Here is a 17,919-nt window from a genome sequence, read left to right on the forward strand (position 1 = left end):
GGCTTTCAGGAGGAATGGGCTATGGTCGGCGCCTCCGATTGAAATAGACGAAGGCAGATCATGACTGTTTCCCCCATCGATCCCGTCAAACTCGAAAAACTGGCCGAAGTCGCCATCAAGGTCGGTCTGCAATTGCAGAAGGATCAGGATCTGGTGATTACCGCGCCGCTGGCAGCGCTGCCGCTGGTGCGATTGCTGACAAAACATGCCTATATGGCGGGCGGCGGACTGGTTACCACCTTTTACTCCGACGAAGAAACCACGCTTGCCCGCTATCGCCATGCGAGCGACGCCAATTTCGACCGGGCTTCCGGCTGGCTTTATGATGGCATGGCAGAGGCCTATTCGAACGGCGCGGCGCGGCTGGCAATTGCCGGCGATAACCCCATGCTGCTGGCCGAACAGGACCCCGCCAAGGTTGCCCGCGCCAATAAAGCAAACTCCACCGCCTATAAGCCGGCGCTGGAGAAGATTTCCAACTTCGACATCAACTGGAACATCATCTCCTATCCGAACCCCTCCTGGGCAAAGCAGGTGTTTCCCGACGTGACGGAAGACGAAGCCGTCCGCAGGCTAGCCGAGGCCATCTTCGCTGCCTCGCGGGTGGATCTGGCTGATCCGGTCGCCGCATGGGCTGAGCACAATGCCAACCTTGCCAAGCGCTCGGCGTGGCTGAATGGCGAACGTTTCGCTTCACTGCATTTCACCGGCCCTGGCACGGATGTGAAGATCGGCCTGGCGGACGGCCACGAATGGCATGGCGGCGCCTCCACCGCCAAGAATGGGGTCACCTGCAACCCCAATATCCCGACCGAAGAAGTGTTCACGACACCGCACGCGTTGCGGGTCGACGGTTACGTCTCCAGCACCAAGCCCCTGTCGCATCAGGGAACGCTGATCGACGATATCCAGGTAAAGTTCGAGGGTGGACGTATCGTCGAAGCCAAGGCTTCGAAGGGCGAAGCCGTATTGAACAAGGTCCTCGACACTGACGAAGGCGCGCGGCGTCTCGGTGAAGTGGCGCTGGTGCCGCATTCCTCGCCGATTTCGGCAAGCGGCATCCTGTTCTACAACACGCTGTTCGATGAAAATGCCTCGTGCCACATCGCGCTCGGTCAGTGCTATTCGAAGTGCTTCCTCGACGGCGCGTCGCTGTCGCAGGATCAGATCAAGGCGCAGGGCGGCAATTCCAGCCTGATCCACATCGACTGGATGATCGGCTCCGACAAGGTGGATATTGACGGCGTGAGGCCGGATGGCTCCACGGTTCCTGTCATGCGCAAGGGCGAATGGGCCTGACGACACCTATCTCGGCAACTGGCTGCGCTGACTGAGCCAGATGCTGAAGAGCACCGCAACGAAACCTGCGATCTGCGCTGGCGTGAGGCTTTGGCCGAGCGCCAGCCAGCCGAGCAGGGTTGCAACGACCGGGCTTAGAAAACCAAGCGATGCGGCGGCGGAAGGTTCGATGCGGGCAAGGCCGCGAAACCACAGAAAATAGGTCAAGGCAGCGCCAATAAGACCCAGATAGGCCATGCCGAGAATATTGGCGGCTGTCGGCGTCGGCAGTGCGGGTTCAAAAAAATACGCGACCGGCAGCAGCAGGATACCACCGGCTGTCAGTTGCCAGGCGGTAAACGTCAGGTTCGACACCGGCGGACGCCATTTGCGGGTCAGCACTGTTCCAAAAGCCATGGACACGGCACCGGCAAGGCCTGCCGCCACGCCGATACCATCCATCGCAGCCCCCGGCGCCAGAACCAGAAGCGCCACACCGACAATACCCAGAAAACCGGCCGCGATAGCCAGCGGCCGGACCGGTGTCGCGAGAAACAGCCGGGAAAGGCCAATCACGATCAGGGGCTGGACCGCGCCCACCGTTGCCGCCACGCCGCCGGGCAGCCGATAGGCCGAAACGAAAAGCAACGCCCAGAAGAACGAGAAATTCAGTGCCCCCAGAATGAGGCTGCGCGGCCACCAGACACCGTTTGGCAGTTTTCTCACGAAAAGCAGCAGCAACACGCCAGCCGGCAATGCGCGCAGCATGGCGACATGCAGAGGGTATCCATGAGGCAAAAGCTCGGTCGTGACGAAATAGGTCGTGCCCCAAATAGCGGGAGCAAGGGCAGTCGTCAGCACATCGGCGGCATAGCCTGTGTTTTTCTTCATTTCAAGAATCTCTATATCAAGACAAATGCATCCTAAGTGATTTTATCTTGACGTCAAGATACTAATTGTTATGCCTTGATGATGAGCAAAGAACCACTTGACCGTGTCGATCACATTCTGGCGCAATGGCGCAGGGAGCGGCCCGATCTCGATGTCGAACCCATGGCGCTGCTGGGGCGCCTGAACCGTCTCACCACCCATCTAGCGCGAGAGGTGGAGACCGTGCTGCTGAAGCACGGACTTTCCTCCTCCGCTTTCGATGTTCTCGCGACATTACGGCGTTCCGGATCACCCTACCGGCTTTCCCCCGGCGATCTGCTGGCGATGACAATGGTAAGCTCCGGCACCATGACCAACCGCATCGACCAGCTCGAAAAAGCTGGGTTTGTGAAGCGCATACATAATCCCGACGACCGGCGCAGCGTCTTGATATCGTTAACACAACCGGGATTTTCCATTGTCGAGGAAGCGGTCGGTGCACATGTCGAGAACCAGCAGCGCCTGGTCTCCAGTCTGAGCGAGGAAGAGCGCACGACGCTGAACCAGCTGTTGAAACGGTTCTTGCGGGATTTCGAAGCGTAGGCATTTCCGCCTGGCAAACATAATGCTCCGTGATGCCGCTTGTTTCGCGCCGAAAAATCCTGTAAGCAATTTTCCCTAAACCTGTACTACAGGTTGGAGGAAAAATGTTAAGTGCCATTTCGCATGAATCCGGTCTCGTCAGCAGCACGATTGGCGCGATCACGCGTCATATCCGCGAAAACGAACTTGCGCCCGGCGCCAAGCTCCCGAGCGAACTTTCGCTCTCGCAGCAGCTCGGCGTTTCCCGCACCGTCGTCCGTGAGGCCTTCCGGTCCCTATCGGCCATGCGGCTGATCGATGTCAGCGCCGGCAAACGCGCTACGGTAGCGACGCTGGATCATGGTGCGATGTCGCTGATGTTCGAACATGGCATTCACACTGAGCAGATCAACATTCAGCAGATCTACGATGTGCGCCGCACGATCGAGGTCAGAACCGTGACGCTCGCGGCGCTCAGAAGAACGGATGCGGAAGCGCTCACCATTCTCGACCATGCCAACAACATGGAGCGGGACTTTGGCGACAATGACAAGGTCATGGAACATGATCTGGCTTTTCACCTTGCTGTTGCAAGAGCCTCCAAGAACCCGGTTTTTGAACTCATTCTCGGCGCCTTTCAGAATGTAACGCGCCAGACGTGGCCGATCGGCTGGAAAAGCCGCACATCCGATGCACAGCGACATGCTGCAGGCGAACTTCACATCGCCATCGGACAGGCCATTGCCGCCGGTGACCCGCAAACCGCTTCAACGCTGATGGCGCGTCATTTCGATGAAAGCGTTCACGCGCTTCTGGCGGCCGGCATCGCCTGATTTTTTTCAACGCCGTCCCAGACGGAAACTGACTGCCTCTGGAGGAGACACTTCATGAAAATCACCAAACTCGAGACCGTCCGCGTGGCGGAACGGGCAAACCTGCTCTGGGTTCTGGTCCATACGGATGAAGGCATTACCGGGCTTGGCGAAACCTTTTATGGCGCCGAGACGGTGGAGACCTATGTGCATGAATATATTGCACCCAGGGTCATCGGCCGCGATCCGCTGCAGATCGACCTTCTGGCGCAGGATCTCGTCGGTTATCTCGGCTTCCGCTCATCCGGTGCGGAAGTGCGCGGCAATTCGGCATTCGATATTGCGCTTTGGGATATTTTCGGCAAGGCCACCAACCAGCCGATAGCCCAGCTGCTCGGTGGTTTCAGCCGCAAGGAAATCCGCACCTACAATACCTGCGCGGGCACGGAATATATCAAGAAAGCCACCGGCCAGCAGACGGCCAATTACGGCCTCTCCGGTGGCAAGGATTATGACGATTTGAACGGCTTCCTGCATCGCGCGGACGAGCTTGCCCATTCGCTGCTGGAAGACGGCATCACGGCCATGAAGATCTGGCCTTTCGATGCAGCGGCGGAGAAGACGCGCGGGCAATATATCTCGATGCCGGACCTGAAGACTGCGCTTGAGCCGTTTGAAAAAATCCGCAAAGCGGTGGGCGACAAGATGGATATCATGGTGGAGTTTCACTCCATGTGGCAGCTTCTGCCCGCCATGCAGATCGCCAAGGCGCTCACGCCATACCAGACCTTCTGGCATGAAGACCCGATCAAGATGGACAGCCTTTCCAGCCTGACGCGATATGCCGCTGTTTCGCCCGCACCGATTTCCGCGTCCGAAACGCTGGGCTCCCGCTGGGCCTTCCGCGACCTGCTCGAGACAGGTGCTGCCGGTGTGGTGATGCTTGATATCAGCTGGTGCGGCGGGATTTCCGAAGCGCGCAAGATTGCCTCGATGGCGGAAGCCTGGCATCTGCCGGTCGCCCCGCATGATTGCACCGGGCCGGTGGTGCTCTGCGCCTCCACACATCTGTCGCTCAATGCGCCGAATGCGCTGGTGCAGGAAAGCGTGCGTGCCTTCTACAAGACCTGGTATCGCGATCTCGTGACCGCATTGCCGGAAGTGAAGAACGGCATGATCACAGTGCCGCCAGGCGCTGGCCTCGGCATGGAGCTGCATCCCGATATCGAAAAGACCTTCACCGTCAGCCGCCGTTTTTCAGATGCGGCATCGATCTGATCAGAACAGGCTGCCCTGGTTGCCAGGGTCCGAAGAAGCCGGTTTGACCGGCTTCTTTTTCAACGCGACGGGCGTATCCGGGGACGGCGTCCCCTCTCCCGTTGTGATGGCGGAGACGCGACCGTCAGCAAATTCCATAGAGACAACAGCGCCTGACGCGATAGCCGCCGCGCGAGTCAGCGGCCGGTTCTCATCATCGCGGATCACCGCATAACCGCGATTCAGCACGTTCTTATAGGACAGCGATTGCAGGATACGATCATGGGCGGCGAGACCGGAACGGTTCTGCGCCATGCGATGCAACACGGCGGTATCGGCGCGACGAGACGCGGTGACGACGCGTTCCTTCTGCCGCTCCAGTTGGCCGAGAAGTCGGGCGGGGAGCGAACGCAACGCGGAATCGAAAGCATCAACGCGGCCCTGCCCCTGCAACAGGCGGCGTTCCACCAGGGTCTCGGCCCGGTGCATGCGTTCGGTGATCCGCTGCCTGTGGTGTTTGAGACCGTTCAACAGGGTTTCCGGCCTGAGACCCGAGGCAGAACGTTCGAAGGCACGGCGCTTGTTGAGGGCTGTTATTTCCAATCCGCGACCGAGACCGCTCGCGGCTTCGTCGAACCGGCGGCGCGGCAAAGCAAGAAGCTGATCAAGCGAAGGCAGCGCGCGCACCAGCGCACGCACACCTTGACGGCGATTGTCCATCTGCCGCAAGACCGAACCGGAAAGGCGGGCAGCGAGGCCCGACAGCTGCGCTTCGAGTTCCGCCCGCACCGGCACCGCCATTTCGGCGGCTCCCGTCGGCGTCGGGGCGCGCACGTCGGCGGCATAATCGATCAATGTCGTATCGGTCTCGTGTCCGACGGCGGAAATCAGCGGGATTTCGCTCTCGGCAGCGGCGCGCACGACGATTTCGTCATTGAAGCTCCAGAGGTCTTCGAGGCTGCCGCCGCCGCGCGCAACGATCATTACATCGGGGCGGGCAATCTCGCCGCCGGGCTGAAGCGCGTTGAAGCCGCGAATGGCGTTCGCCACCTCCTCACCCGAGCCTTCGCCCTGCACTTTGACCGGCCAGACGACGACATGGACCGGGAAACGATCCGAAATGCGGTGGAGAATATCGCGGATGACCGCGCCCGTCGGCGAGGTCACAACCCCAATGACGCGCGGCATGAAAGGCAGGCGGCGCTTGCGGGCCGGATCGAACAGCCCTTCCGCCGCCAGCCGCCGGCGGCGATCCTCCAAAAGCGCCATCAGCGCGCCGGCGCCGGCGGGCTCAAGGTTTTCGATGACGATCTGGTATTTCGAGGAACCGGGAAAGGTGGTGATCTTGCCGGTGGCGATGACTTCCATGCCCTCTTCCGGGCGGAATTTCAGCCGCGAGAAGGTGCCCTTCCAGATCACCGCATCGATGCGGGCACGATCATCCTTCAGTGAGAAATAGGCGTGTCCTGACGAATGCGGCCCACGATAACCAGAAATTTCGCCCCGCACCCGCACCTGTTCGAACGCCGTCTCCACCGTGCGTTTGATGGAGCCCGACAGTTCGGAGACCGAGAATTCGGCAAGATTGCTCAATGCGGCGTGGGAGAAGATATCGCTCATGCCTGTTTGTAACCAAAAGCCGTCGATTCGGAAATGCCAGCGCCGGCCAGCGCTTTTTTAACCGCGATGAAACCATATCCTCAACTACCGAGTTAGGAAAATGGGGAATGGAGGAGAAAACAAGGGTTCGTTAGGGAAGACGGCGTTACGTCTGTCCCAGGCCCGGCAACCAAAGAGGAGGCGGCATCATGATTTTTCTTACCGCCACATTGCTTGGCGTAACCGCAGTTGCGTTACGTTCGGTTTTCAGCATCGTTTTCATCTGCATGATGATTATCGGTGCCTATGGCGTGGCGATTGCACTTTCTCCCACGGCCGTACCGCTGATGTCGCTGCTTCTGGCACTCGCCGGTTACAATTTCGGTGTCGTCGGTGTCGTTATCAGCCTTCTCGTGCTGCAGCGCCCGCGTTCCACTCAGCCAACCCTCTAAAAGTCCCCCGGCCTTGAGGCTTCCGCGCTTTGCCCTTACCGAGATTTGCGGGCTGGCCGCCGACATCATCGTTACCTGCCTGCTTATGCTCTATCTCGGCGTTGATCCGCTCGTCGCCCGCGTGCCCGGCGCGGCAACGGGTCTCGCAACAAGCTGGCGGCTGAACCGGGTCAATGCTGAGGCATCAGTTAGGCCGAACGGTTTTTTGATGAACGCCGTAACTTTCACCTCACGTAGTGTCAGCGTCGGGCTTTTTGCGCTGCTGCAATGGCGCAACCCCCTGGTGCAACCGCTTGTGACACTTGTCTTTTCAGCATTCGCGGCACTGGTGCTGGCGCTTTACGGCTATTGGCGGCTTCAAAGGCAACGGCAAGAGCGAGACTAAACCGTTTCCCAGCCGTCCTTTTCCGCCGCCCGGTAAATGGCGTCGATGAAAAGCTGGTTCTTCCTTGAGCTTTCCAACGTGACGACGTCGCCCTCACCTTTCGCCGCACGGGCAAAGGCCTCCGCTTCCAGCTTGTACTGACGGCTGTCCTGAAACCGGAAGATTTGCGAGGCGTTATGGGTCTGATTGGTTAACTCGATCTCTTCCGCACCCCACCGATTGGCGTTGAAAGGCGACTTTACCTCGATGTAACCGTCCGTGCCATGGAAGACCATGAGCTGGCGGGAGGCGAGTTGTGTCGCCAGATAGAAGCTCAGTTCAAAACCGCCAAAATCGGCCCTGACGCTAGCGTAGATATCCGTGCCGAATTCACTGTCGCGTTCGACGGTCGCTTGCACACGTTTTGGTTCCGCACCGGTGACAAAACGCGTCACGATCGTCGGGTAGACGCCGATATCCGGCAGGGCGCCGCCGCCCAGTTCGGGAATATTACGCATATTACCGGGATCGCGGTTGAAGTAGGTGAAAGCGCCCTGCACATGTTTCAGCGAACCAATTGCGCCCGAAGCCAGCAGTTCTTTCACTTTCGCCCAGACCGGAGCGTAGGCCACCATGAAGGCCTCGGATACGATAACGCCGTTACGGTCGCGCGCGGCGATAAGGGCGTCTATCTCCTCGGCCTTTAATGAAATCGGCTTTTCGCAAAGAACATGCTTGCCGGCATCAGCCGCCCTGACGGTCCATTCCACATGCTGCGAGGTGGGAAGCGGAATATAAACCGCATCGATGACATCAGAAGCCAGCATTTCTTCATAGGAGCCGAAAGCGTAGGGCACTGAAAAGCGATCGGCCACCGCGCGCGCTTTGGCAGGATCGCGGCTGGCGATGGCGCTGACCACACAGTTCTGTGCATCCTGTATTGCCGGAATAACGTGGTCCTGAGCGATTTTCGCCGTTGAGATTATTCCGAAGCGCAGCATTCCGTTCTCCCGTTCTGTCATTCCTGGAAACTTAGCACCGCCACACACTCTGGCAAGCCGCGGCAGCGCTACTGATAAAGAATGGCCGGATCTGTCCGGTCATTGTCGGTCTGGCTGCTTTTATACGTACATCAAAAGGGAAATGATGCTAGATATGAACCCAACGGAGAACCGTGAAATGTCCTCTTCCAACACCGCGCTGCTTGTCATCGACGTTCAGGAATCCTTTCGTCACGCCCCTTACTTTGATGAAAGCGGCCTCACGCTTTATCTTGAGAAACAGCAGGCGCTCATCGATGGCGCCAAAGCCGCTGGTATTCCCATTGTGCAGATCTTCCATGTCGATGGTGACAAGGCCTTCTCAAAAGACAGCGGTTACATCCGTGCACTTGAGGGCGTAAGAATTACCCCAGATGTCACCTTTCACAAGAACCGCCATTCGGCCTTTGCCGGCACCGGTCTTGAAATCTGGCTGACTGAGAAGGGCATCAACCGATTGATCGTCTCCGGCATCCGTACCGAGCAATGCTGCGAAACCACCACCCGGCACGCTTCCGATCTTGGTTACAAAGTCGACTACGTCAGCGAAGCGACGCTGACTTTCCCGATGACACATGCTTCCGGCACCGTTTTCAGTGCGGAAGATATCCGCAAGCGAACCGAACTGGTGCTGGCTGGCCGCTTCGCGCGCATCGCAACTGTCAGCGACGTGCTTGCAACCATCAAAGAGGCCGCCTGATGGATGAGGGCGGCACCCGCGTCATTCCCTTTTATACGCTTGTGCCGCCACATGCGCTGTTGCTCGATATAGCCGGCCCGCTTGAGGTGATCCGTTATGCCAACGGGGAACAGCGCGACATTCATTTTGACTGCCGGTACATTGCTGCGAGCGACGAACAACAAACTTCCATTGGCCTTGCGCTTGCCCGGCTTGAGAGCTTGCCGGCGAGGTTGCCGGAAAATGCTCTTCTACTGATCTCCGGGAGCACATCACGCTTTGACAGTGATCCGGAGACGCAGCGTGAGCGGCAGGCGCTGGCGACATGGCTGCGCCGTGCAGTGCGTCCCGACACCACGGTGATTTCCATTTGCTCCGGCGCGCTTCTGGCGGGCGAAGCGGGCCTTTTCGACGGCCGCAACTGCACGACCCATGCCGACTGTATAGAGGGGCTACGCCGCATTGCGCCATTGTCACAGGTGGCCGAAAACCGCCTTTTCGTCGAGGACGGCAACCGTTTCTCCAGCGCCGGTATTTCCACCGGCATCGACCTGATGCTGCATGTGGTCTCCCGGCTGACATCGCCTGCGGTTGCGGCACGCATCGCCAAAACCATGGTGGTTTATCTCAGGCGTAGCGGTAACGATCCGCAAATCTCCCCCTGGCTCACAGGCCGCAACCACATCCATCCCGCCATTCACCGGGTGCAGGACCGCGTAATGGCCGAACCGGCGCAGGACTGGTCGCTGGAGCGGCTAGCGGATATCGCCGCGCTCAGCGAAAGGCATCTCTCACGTCTGTTTCGCGAGCATGCCGGCATCAGCGTCATCGATTATGTCAACCTGATGCGGGTCAACCTCGCCCGTGATATTCTCGCAAACAGCCGCCTTGATATGGAGGCCATTGCCGAACGGGCGGGTTTTGCCTCCGCGCGGCATTTGCGGCGGGTCTGGCAGCAGCATAACCGGTATCCGCCCAGCCACTATCGCGGCTTTCACGCCTGATAATCTCGGACCTCCCGCAGCCTGATGATTGCCATCAAAGGAATTGAATGGTTATGCCGGCGGGCAGTTGCTAACCTTGCGATAAGACAGCAACAGGAGCATTCCCCGTGGAAAAACGAAGCCTCGGCCGCACCGGCCTCTCCATCGCCCCCATCGTCTTCGGCGGCAACGTGTTTGGCTGGACAGCGGATGAAAAGACGTCCTTTGCCCTGCTTGACGCCTTTTTTGATGCGGGGTTCAACGCCATCGACACCGCAGATGTCTATTCCGCTTGGGTGGATGGGCATGTGGGCGGTGAATCCGAGGCCATCATCGGCAAGTGGCTGAAGCAATCCGGCGTCAGGCGCGAGGACGCGGTGATCGTCACCAAGGTGGGTTTCGACAATCGCGGCCAGAAGACCGGTCTCAGTGCCAAGTGGATCGCCGAAGCGGTCGAAGCTTCGCTGAAGCGGCTTCAGACTGATTATATCGACCTTTACCTCGCGCATAAGCCGGATGCCGACGTGCCGCTGGAAGAAACACTTGCCGCTTTCGCAAAACTGAGGGAACAGGGAAAAATTCGCGCCATAGGCTGCTCCAACTATTCCGCGGGCCAGCTTCAGGATGCGCTGGACACGGCAGCAAAAAATAATCTTCCGCGTTACGACGTGCTGCAGCCGGAATACAATCTCTATAACCGCAAGGATTTCGAAGGCCCGCTTGCCGAGCTTTGCCAGAAGGAAGAGATTGGCGTCATCAATTATTACAGCCTAGCGGCCGGCTTTCTGACCGGGAAATATCGTGCCAAGGCCGATACAGAGGGCGTCGCCCGCAGCTATCGCGTGGGCGAATATGTCAATGCCCGTGGCCTTGCCGTTCTGGGGGCCATGGATGCGGTGGCAGTCGAAACGGGGGCCAAGCTTGCAGATATTGCGCTGGCCTGGCTGTTGAGAAAGAAGGCGATAACCGCGCCCATCGCCAGCGCCACCAGCCTGTCCCAGCTCGAAAGCTTCAAACGCGCCGTCGAGTTGAACCTGACGGATGAGATGATGACGCTTCTCGACAAGGCGGGTGCATAAATGGAGCTTGTAATTCGCGATGCGCAGCCGGCTGACCGGGCGGAATGGCTGCGCCTGTGGAACGACTATCTCGCCTTTTACGATGTCGATCTTGCCGACGAGGTAACCGACCATACATGGGAGCGCATTCTCGACCCCGCCTCCCGCGTTTCGATGCGGGTGGCAATGCTTGGCGACCGCATGGCCGGTTTCGCCATTCACCACTTCCATGATTCCACTTGGGTGAAAACGCCTGACTGCTATCTGGAAGACCTTTTTGTCGATGGCGAAATCCGCGGTAAGGGGACGGGCCGGGCGCTGATGGACGACCTTATCGCTATCTGCAAGGAAAAGGGCTGGTCCAGGCTTTACTGGAACACCGGCGAGGACAATCACCGCGCCCAGAAGCTCTACGACAGCTACGTGAAAAACGACGGCCATATCCGCTATCGCATCACCTTCTGATCACCCCCGGAAGCGGAAGAAATCCACGAAGGCCCTCAGCGCCGGACGCATCTGCCGGCGCGAGGGGTAATAGATGTAAAATCCATCAAACGGCGCGCACCAATCCTCGAGAACGCGGATCAGCCTGCCCTCCCTTATATCGTCTTCGACACGCTGTTCAAAAACGAAGGCAAGCCCTGCACCGTCTATCGCCGCCCGGCGAATGAGACTCTGGTCCGACAGGATCAGCGGCCCCTGAACGTCGACCACAAGCGCTTTGCCATTTTTCTCCAGCTCCCAGCGATAGATCAATCCACTCGCAAAACGCCGGCGGATGCAGCGATGCCGGATGAGGTCCCTCGGATCACGGGGAGGCGGATTTTCCGCAAAATAGGACGGTGCGCCGACAATCGCGCCACGCCAGGCCCCGCTCGCTTTCACGGCGATCATATCTGCATCGAGATGTTCCCCGAGACGAAGCCCGGCATCGAAACCTTTTGCGACAATATCTTCAAAGCGATCATCGGTCGAAATTTCGAGGGAGATTTCGGGATAGAGCCGCAGGAATTCCCCCAGCCGGGGCACAATAAGATCTTCAGCGGCAAGTCTGGGGAGAGTGATGCGCAAAGGACCTGCGGGTCGACCGCCCTGTTCGGCAAGGGTATCGATGACGGCGTCGATATCGGCAAGCGCCGGACCCAAGGTTTCGAGAAGCCGCTTTCCTTCCTCTGTCGGAGAAACGCTGCGGGTGGTACGGTGAAGTAGCCGCAGGCCCAGGCTCGCCTCCAGCGACGAGACCGCATGGCTGACGGCGGAAGGGGCAATGCCGAGTTCGGCAGCCGCCTTGCGAAAGCTCCGGCCTTCGGCAACGGCGGAGAGAACGGCCAGTTGGGAGAGTTGCACACGGTTCATTGTTCTAAATTATAGAACAACCCACGCGGATTTGCAGCGATTATTTTTCCTGCTCTCATTCGCTATGTTCCCATCACGCCCTGATGACGGGCGGTTCCTTATGGAAGGACGAACAGATGAAAAGCAGAACCCTTGGAGACAATCTGACCGTATCGGCGCTCGGCCTCGGTTGCATGGGAATGACCCATGCCTATAGCCCGACGGGCGATGAAAGCAGTGCGATCGCGACGCTGCATCGCGCTGTTGACCTCGGCGTTACATTTTTCGATACGGCGGAAGTTTATGGGCCCTACACGAACGAAATTCTCCTCGGCAAGGGCCTGAAGCCTTATCGTGACAGGGTGGTGATTGCCACCAAGTTCGGCTTCAAGATTGATGGCAGCAAACCCGCGGGCCAGATGATGGTGGGAACGGACGGTCGACCGGAAAATGTTCGTGCCGTCGCCGAAGCCTCCCTCAAGCGCCTCGACGTTGACGCCATCGACCTCTTTTACCAGCACCGTGTCGACCCCGATGTGCCAATCGAAGAAACTGTGGGGGCGATGGCGGAACTGGTGAAGCAGGGCAAGGTAAAACATCTCGGCCTTTCCGAAGCCAGTGCCGAAACGCTTCGAAAAGCCCACGCCACCCACCCGATTGCCGCCATTCAGAGCGAGTACTCGCTGTGGACCCGCGACCCGGAAGAAAATGGCGTGCTGGATACCTGCCGTGAGCTTGGCATCGGTTTCGTACCGTTCAGCCCGCTTGGGCGCGGTGCGCTGACCGGAGCGCTGAAATCGCTGGACGGACTTGCGGCCGATGATTTCCGGCGTGGCCTGCCGCGTTTCCAGGGTGAAAACTTCGACGCGAACCTGGCGCTGGTCAGACTTCTGGAAGACATGGCTGCCGAAAAGGGTGTGACTGCCGGGCAACTGGCATTGGCCTGGGTGTTGGCGCAGGGGGATTTCATCGTACCGATCCCGGGCACCACGAAGATTGCCAATCTGGAGAAAAACGTCGCGGCCGCTGATGTGTCCCTGACGCCGGAAGAAGTCGAAAGCCTTGGCGCGTTGCTGGCTCCGTCCAAGGTTGCGGGCGAACGTTATCCCGAACGCATGTCACAGATGGCCAATCGTTAAAAAACAAAAAGCCGCGGTGGTTGCCGCGGCTTTTTTCAATCTGTTATCCGACGTCAGGCGCGCAGAACGCCGCCTGTCGATTTCTCGACATTGCCGACGATCTTGGCCGTCAAGGCTTCGAAATCCTCATCGGTCAGAGTTTTGTCGACCGGTTGAATCTGCACTTCGATGGCGACCGACTTGCGGTTTTCTCCGAGCGATGCGCCTTCGAAAATATCGAAGACATTGACGCCTGTGATCAGTTTGCGATCAGCGCTCGTTGCCGCCTTGATGATCGCCCCCGCCTCTACGGCCTTGTCAACCACGAAGGCGAAGTCGCGCTTGACCGCCTGGAAGGGGGAGAGTTCGAGCGCAGGCTTGGTGCGGGTGGCTTTCTTCTTCGGCTCCTGCATGGCGTCGAGATAAATCTCGAAACCGCAATAGACACCCGACACATCCAGCTCGGACAGTGTTTTCGGATGGAATTCACCGAAGTAACCAAGCACGACCTTCGGGCCCATCTTGATGGTGCCGGAGCGGCCGGGATGATACCAGGCAGGCCCGCCGGCCTCGATCTGGACATTGGCCATGGGGAGGCCGCAGGCTTCCAGCACCGTCAGTGCATCCGCCTTTGCGTCGTAGACATCCACGGGCTTGCCGCCGCCCTTGGACGCATTGGACCACATGCGGCCGCTGCCAGCGAGCGAGGCCGTGCCACGGCGAACACCGCCAGCAACACGGCGCTGCGTATCAGGCGTGTCGCCTTCATAGGTGCCGGAGACCTCGAAGATTGCGACGTCACCATAGCCCTTGTCGGCATTGCGCTGTGCGGCGGTCAGCAGGCCCGGCAGCAGCGAGGGCCGCATATCTGACATATCGGCCGCAATCGGGTTGGCGAGCTTCAGCGCCGGCGAGCCGCCGCCGAATAGCTTCGCCTGCGCTTCCGGGATGAAGGACCAAGTGACGGCCTCCAGCATGCCGCGGCTTGCCAGCGCACGGCGCGCGGTGCGCGTGCGGACCTGCAGCGTGGTCAGGATGCGACCGTTGACGGCACCGAAGCTTTCCAGCGGCTCGGGTTTGATATTGTCAACGCCATGAATGCGCATGACCTCTTCAACCAGATCAGCCTTGCCGTCGACATCCGGGCGCCAGGACGGCACAGTGACGGATACGCGCTCGCCCGTTCCCTCGACCCCAAAACCCAGGCCCTTGAGGATGGCCAGGCTCTCTTCAGCCGAGACTTCGAGCCCCGTCAGCCGCTTCACTTCCGCAAGCGGGAAATCCACGACCTTGGGCTGATATCCCTTGTAACCAACGACCCTGGCTTCGCCGGCAACGCCGCCGCAGAGCTCCAGAACCAGTTCGGTGGTCCGCTCCAGGCCCGGAACCATGTATTCCGGATCGACACCGCGCTCGAAACGGTAGCGCGCATCGGTGATGATGCCGAGCGAACGGCCGGTCTTGGCAATGTTGATCGGGTCCCAGAGGGCGGATTCGATCAGCACGTCGACGGTGTTTTCGTCGCAGCCGGAATGTTCGCCACCCATCACGCCGCCGATAGACTCGAGGCCCTTTTCATCGGCGATGACGACATTGTTCGGGCCGAGCTTATATTCACGCTGATCGAGCGCGAGGATCGTCTCACCCTCCTTTGCGCGGCGAACGGTCAGATCACCCTTGACCTTGGCGGCGTCGAAGACGTGCATCGGCCGGCCCTGATCGAAGGTCATGTAGTTGGTGATATCAACAAGCGCATTGATCGGACGCAGGCCGATCGCCAGAAGACGCTGCCGCATCCATTTCGGGCTGGGGCCGTTCTTCACACCGCGCACGATGCGTAGCGAGAAGCCAGGGCAGAGGGCGGGATCGTCCAGTTCCAGCTTCACATCGACGGGCGTTGCGCCTTCCACCTTGAAGGAGGGTGCAGGCTTTGTCTTCAGCTTGCCGAGACCGGAGGCCGCGAGATCACGCGCAATGCCGTAGATCGAGGTGCAGTCCGGACGATTGGGCGTGAGATTGATCTCGATGACAGGATCATCGAGGCCGGCATATGATGCGAAGGAAGTACCGACGGGCGCATCCGCCGGCAGGTCAATGATGCCGTCGTGATCGTCGGAAATGTTGAGCTCCTTTTCGGAGCACATCATGCCATGGCTTTCCACACCGCGAATCTTCCCGATGGCGAGCGTGACATCGATGCCCGGGACATAGGTGCCGGGACGTGCGAGCGCACCGACGAGGCCAGCGCGCGCATTCGGTGCACCGCAGACGATCTGCACCGGCTTGCCGTCACCGGCATCGACCATCAGCACTTTCAGGCGGTCGGCCTCCGGGTGCTTTTCAGCGGAAACCACCTTGGCAATGACGAAGGGCTTGTAGGCCGCCTTGTCGTCAACATCCTCGACCTCAAGGCCAATCGCCGTCAACCGCTCGCAAATCTCGTCCAGCGTCGCATCGGTATCGAGATGCTCTTTCAGCCAGGAAAGAGTGAATTTCATGTCTTTGCTCCTTGGCTAACCGGATTAAACGCTCAGACCGCCGAACAGCGTCGGCATGTCGAGCGGGCGGAACCCGTAGTGGTTCATCCAGCGGACATCGGCGTTGAAGAAATCGCGCAGATCGGGCATGCCGTATTTAAGCATGGCGATGCGGTCGAGACCCATGCCCCAGGCAAAGCCCTGATATTCATCCGGATCCAGCCCGCCGGCGCGCAGCACGTTTGGGTGCACCATGCCGCAGCCGAGAATTTCCATCCAGTCCTTGCCCTCGCCGAACTTGACGATGGGGCCGGAACGGTCGCACTGGATATCCACCTCGAAGCTTGGCTCCGTGAACGGGAAGAAGGACGGGCGGAAGCGCATGACGACGCTGTCGACCTCGAAGAAGGCCTTGCAGAACTCCTCAAGAATCCAGCGCAGATTGCCGACATGCGCCTTCTTGTCGATGACAAGACCTTCGACCTGATGGAACATCGGCGAATGGGTGGCATCGGAATCCTGGCGATAAGTCTTGCCGGGGATGACGATGCGGATCGGCGGCTTCTGGCTCTCCATGGTGCGGATCTGCACCGGTGAGGTGTGGGTGCGCAGCACCTTACGCTCGCCTTTTTCGTCCGGCTGGAAGAAGAAGGTATCGTGCATCTCGCGGGCCGGATGGCCTTCCGGGAAGTTCAGCGCCGTGAAGTTGTAATAGTCAGTCTCGATGTCAGGACCTTCGGCGATGGAGAAACCCATATCCGCGAAGATGGCAGTGATTTCGTCGACGATCTGACTGATGGGATGAATGCGGCCGCGCTCTGCCGGAGACTGGCGGACGGGCAGGCTGACGTCCACCGTTTCGGCCTTGAGACGCGCGGCGATGGCGGCGTCTTTCAGCGCGTTCTTGCGCTCGCCGATAAGGTCGGTAATTTCGGTCTTGAGCTGATTAATGGCGGCGCCGCGGGTCTGGCGCTCCTCCGGGCTCATGCTGCCAAGCGTCTTCAGAAGCTCCGAAACCGAGCCCTTCTTGCCAAGCGCGGAGACGCGCACGGCTTCGATGGCCGGTTCATCGGCAGCGGCGGCGATCTCCGACATCAATTGCGATTTCAAGGTATCAAGTTCAGTCATCTTTTCCTGCCTTGCCGGATTTTTTAACAGCGGCGTCGGTGTTCACAGCATTCATCAGATAGTCGGTCGCCATGATAAAGCGTCGCAGATCACTACCCATCCGCACGCGCCCGATCAACCGGGCAAGCGGTAAAAAACGCCCGAGAGTGCGGGTCAAGCGGGTTAATTCTTCCAGTGCGCGGGGTGGAGCATTTTCGAGCCAGCGCGAAAAGGCGGCGTCGCGGGTTTTGGGGGCATCATTGGCGCGCGTGGCCACCTGCAGAAACAGCAGCCAGATATCACGAGCCTGCGCCGTTTCCAGCGGCATGACATCCTGAGGGCGCTCCTCGAAATCCATGAAACCGATACGGCCATCCTTCAAGAAGAAGTCTCGTACATGCGGGCGGCCGTGGCAGAGGCCTGCGGCATGCAGCTCGCCAAGTGCTTCTGCGGATTTAACAAGCAGGGCGTCATGCTCGATCGGATCGGAGGCCTTCAGGGCATCCATGCGCTCCATGAGCGTCGGGCCTACATCTCCCAGCACCACGGCCGTGCGGGATGAGTAGATCAGCGGCGGAACCGGGAAGCCGCGCTGCTGGAACTGCTGCAAGGTTTCGAGTTCCCGCTGCATGAGGCCCGCGCCATCACGCGGTTCGGAAGGGCGAAGAAAAGCGTAGGGCAGGAGTTTTGACAGCAGCTTCTGAATTTTCATCCACCACGTCACACGCTCCGTGCCCTGCCGTTTGATCCACACCGTCAGCTGCGAGAGTTCAACCTTCTGAATGCGACGGTCACTTTTCAGGAGGACACGCATCACGGTTGCGATGTCATCGTCGTCGAGATGAACGCGGAAACCTTCCGCTTCCACAACCTCACTTTTATTGACCTGCATTTCGTCCACCAAAGGT

At 59.3% G+C, this 17,919-nt stretch carries 18 protein-coding genes; 11 read left to right on the forward strand and 7 right to left on the reverse strand.

From position 1 onward, the window contains the following. The first annotated feature begins 60 nt into the window (after positions 1-60). On the forward strand, positions 61-1,299 hold the full coding sequence (locus FHW77_RS10615) for an aminopeptidase (protein ID WP_004439414.1): 1,239 nt from the start codon (positions 61-63) through the stop codon (positions 1,297-1,299). Positions 1,300-1,305: 6 nt separating this feature from the next. Here FHW77_RS10615 and pecM read toward each other — a convergent pair whose 3' ends face one another. Then, entirely contained in the window at positions 1,306-2,169 is an 864-nt protein-coding gene (gene pecM, locus FHW77_RS10620; RefSeq protein WP_004439411.1) for a 4-hydroxybenzaldehyde efflux transporter PecM, read from the reverse strand. 81 nt (positions 2,170-2,250) lie between these two features. Between pecM and FHW77_RS10625 the strand changes: the two genes are divergently transcribed. The 3 genes from FHW77_RS10625 (at position 2,251) to FHW77_RS10635 (ending at position 4,820) form a co-directional block, all read left to right on the forward strand. Continuing rightward, on the forward strand, positions 2,251-2,751 hold the full coding sequence (locus tag FHW77_RS10625; RefSeq protein ID WP_006699719.1) for a MarR family winged helix-turn-helix transcriptional regulator: 501 nt from the start codon (positions 2,251-2,253) through the stop codon (positions 2,749-2,751). A gap of 104 nt (positions 2,752-2,855) precedes the next feature. Next, the gene (locus FHW77_RS10630) at positions 2,856-3,563 is read left to right on the forward strand and encodes a FadR/GntR family transcriptional regulator (protein ID WP_004439405.1); all 708 of its coding nucleotides are present in this window, start codon (positions 2,856-2,858) and stop codon (positions 3,561-3,563) included. A gap of 54 nt (positions 3,564-3,617) precedes the next feature. After that, positions 3,618-4,820 carry a mandelate racemase/muconate lactonizing enzyme family protein gene (locus FHW77_RS10635; RefSeq protein ID WP_004439403.1) on the forward strand — a complete coding sequence of 401 codons (1,203 nt, stop codon included), beginning with the start codon at positions 3,618-3,620 and terminating at the stop codon, positions 4,818-4,820. On the opposite strand, the gene xseA is transcribed toward FHW77_RS10635, so the two are convergent. Beyond that, on the reverse strand, positions 4,821-6,419 hold the full coding sequence (gene xseA, locus FHW77_RS10640; protein ID WP_004439401.1) for an exodeoxyribonuclease VII large subunit: 1,599 nt from the start codon (positions 6,417-6,419) through the stop codon (positions 4,821-4,823). Between the two features lie 188 nt (positions 6,420-6,607). Here xseA and FHW77_RS10645 point away from each other — a divergent pair, with 188 nt between their 5' ends. Both FHW77_RS10645 and FHW77_RS10650 read left to right on the forward strand, forming a co-directional pair. Next, on the forward strand, positions 6,608-6,850 hold the full coding sequence (locus tag FHW77_RS10645) for a hypothetical protein (RefSeq protein ID WP_004439396.1): 243 nt from the start codon (positions 6,608-6,610) through the stop codon (positions 6,848-6,850). Between the two features lie 13 nt (positions 6,851-6,863). After that, positions 6,864-7,235, forward strand: coding sequence for a hypothetical protein (locus FHW77_RS10650; protein WP_004439392.1), 372 nt, complete (start codon positions 6,864-6,866; stop codon positions 7,233-7,235). Here FHW77_RS10650 and FHW77_RS10655 read toward each other — a convergent pair. Beyond that, the gene (locus tag FHW77_RS10655) at positions 7,232-8,215 is read right to left on the reverse strand and encodes a Gfo/Idh/MocA family protein (protein ID WP_004439390.1); all 984 of its coding nucleotides are present in this window, start codon (positions 8,213-8,215) and stop codon (positions 7,232-7,234) included. The two genes, FHW77_RS10650 and FHW77_RS10655, sit on opposite strands and share 4 nt — an antisense overlap. Before the next feature lie 178 nt (positions 8,216-8,393). On the opposite strand from FHW77_RS10655, the gene FHW77_RS10660 reads away from it, so the two are divergent. The 4 genes from FHW77_RS10660 (at position 8,394) to FHW77_RS10675 (ending at position 11,439) form a co-directional block, all read left to right on the forward strand. Further along, a complete protein-coding gene (locus FHW77_RS10660) occupies positions 8,394-8,954 on the forward strand; it encodes an isochorismatase family protein (RefSeq protein WP_004439387.1) in 561 nt (186 codons plus the stop codon). Further along, on the forward strand, positions 8,954-9,937 hold the full coding sequence (locus tag FHW77_RS10665; RefSeq protein ID WP_004439384.1) for a GlxA family transcriptional regulator: 984 nt from the start codon (positions 8,954-8,956) through the stop codon (positions 9,935-9,937). The genes FHW77_RS10660 and FHW77_RS10665 overlap by 1 nt, the downstream gene beginning before the upstream one ends. 107 nt (positions 9,938-10,044) lie before the next feature. Beyond that, positions 10,045-10,995, forward strand: a complete 951-nt coding sequence (locus FHW77_RS10670) for an aldo/keto reductase (RefSeq protein WP_004439382.1) — start codon at positions 10,045-10,047, stop codon at positions 10,993-10,995. Continuing rightward, a complete protein-coding gene (locus tag FHW77_RS10675) occupies positions 10,996-11,439 on the forward strand; it encodes a GNAT family N-acetyltransferase (protein ID WP_004439379.1) in 444 nt (147 codons plus the stop codon). It begins immediately after the preceding gene. Here FHW77_RS10675 and FHW77_RS10680 read toward each other — a convergent pair whose 3' ends face one another. Further along, on the reverse strand, positions 11,440-12,330 hold the full coding sequence (locus FHW77_RS10680; RefSeq protein ID WP_004439376.1) for a LysR family transcriptional regulator: 891 nt from the start codon (positions 12,328-12,330) through the stop codon (positions 11,440-11,442). A 116-nt stretch (positions 12,331-12,446) separates the two neighbouring features. On the opposite strand from FHW77_RS10680, the gene FHW77_RS10685 reads away from it, so the two are divergent. Continuing rightward, a complete protein-coding gene (locus FHW77_RS10685; protein WP_044459966.1) occupies positions 12,447-13,448 on the forward strand; it encodes an aldo/keto reductase in 1,002 nt (333 codons plus the stop codon). 53 nt (positions 13,449-13,501) lie between these two features. On the opposite strand, the gene pheT is transcribed toward FHW77_RS10685, so the two are convergent. The 3 genes from pheT to FHW77_RS10700 are packed head-to-tail and all read right to left on the reverse strand — an operon-like array spanning position 13,502 to position 17,903. Then, positions 13,502-15,925, reverse strand: a complete 2,424-nt coding sequence (pheT, locus tag FHW77_RS10690; RefSeq protein ID WP_004439370.1) for a phenylalanine--tRNA ligase subunit beta — start codon at positions 15,923-15,925, stop codon at positions 13,502-13,504. A gap of 24 nt (positions 15,926-15,949) precedes the next feature. Beyond that, on the reverse strand, positions 15,950-17,032 hold the full coding sequence (gene pheS, locus FHW77_RS10695) for a phenylalanine--tRNA ligase subunit alpha (RefSeq protein WP_004439367.1): 1,083 nt from the start codon (positions 17,030-17,032) through the stop codon (positions 15,950-15,952). Continuing rightward, positions 17,025-17,903: a lipopolysaccharide kinase InaA family protein gene (locus tag FHW77_RS10700; RefSeq protein ID WP_004439364.1), complete on the reverse strand. Its 879-nt coding sequence runs from the start codon at positions 17,901-17,903 to the stop codon at positions 17,025-17,027. Before FHW77_RS10700 ends, pheS begins: the two co-directional genes overlap by 8 nt. Between the last annotated feature and the right edge of the window lie 16 nt (positions 17,904-17,919).

Source organism: Agrobacterium sp. RC10-4-1 (assembly GCF_014138475.1).
GTDB classification, from domain to species: Bacteria; Pseudomonadota; Alphaproteobacteria; order Rhizobiales; family Rhizobiaceae; genus Agrobacterium; species Agrobacterium pusense.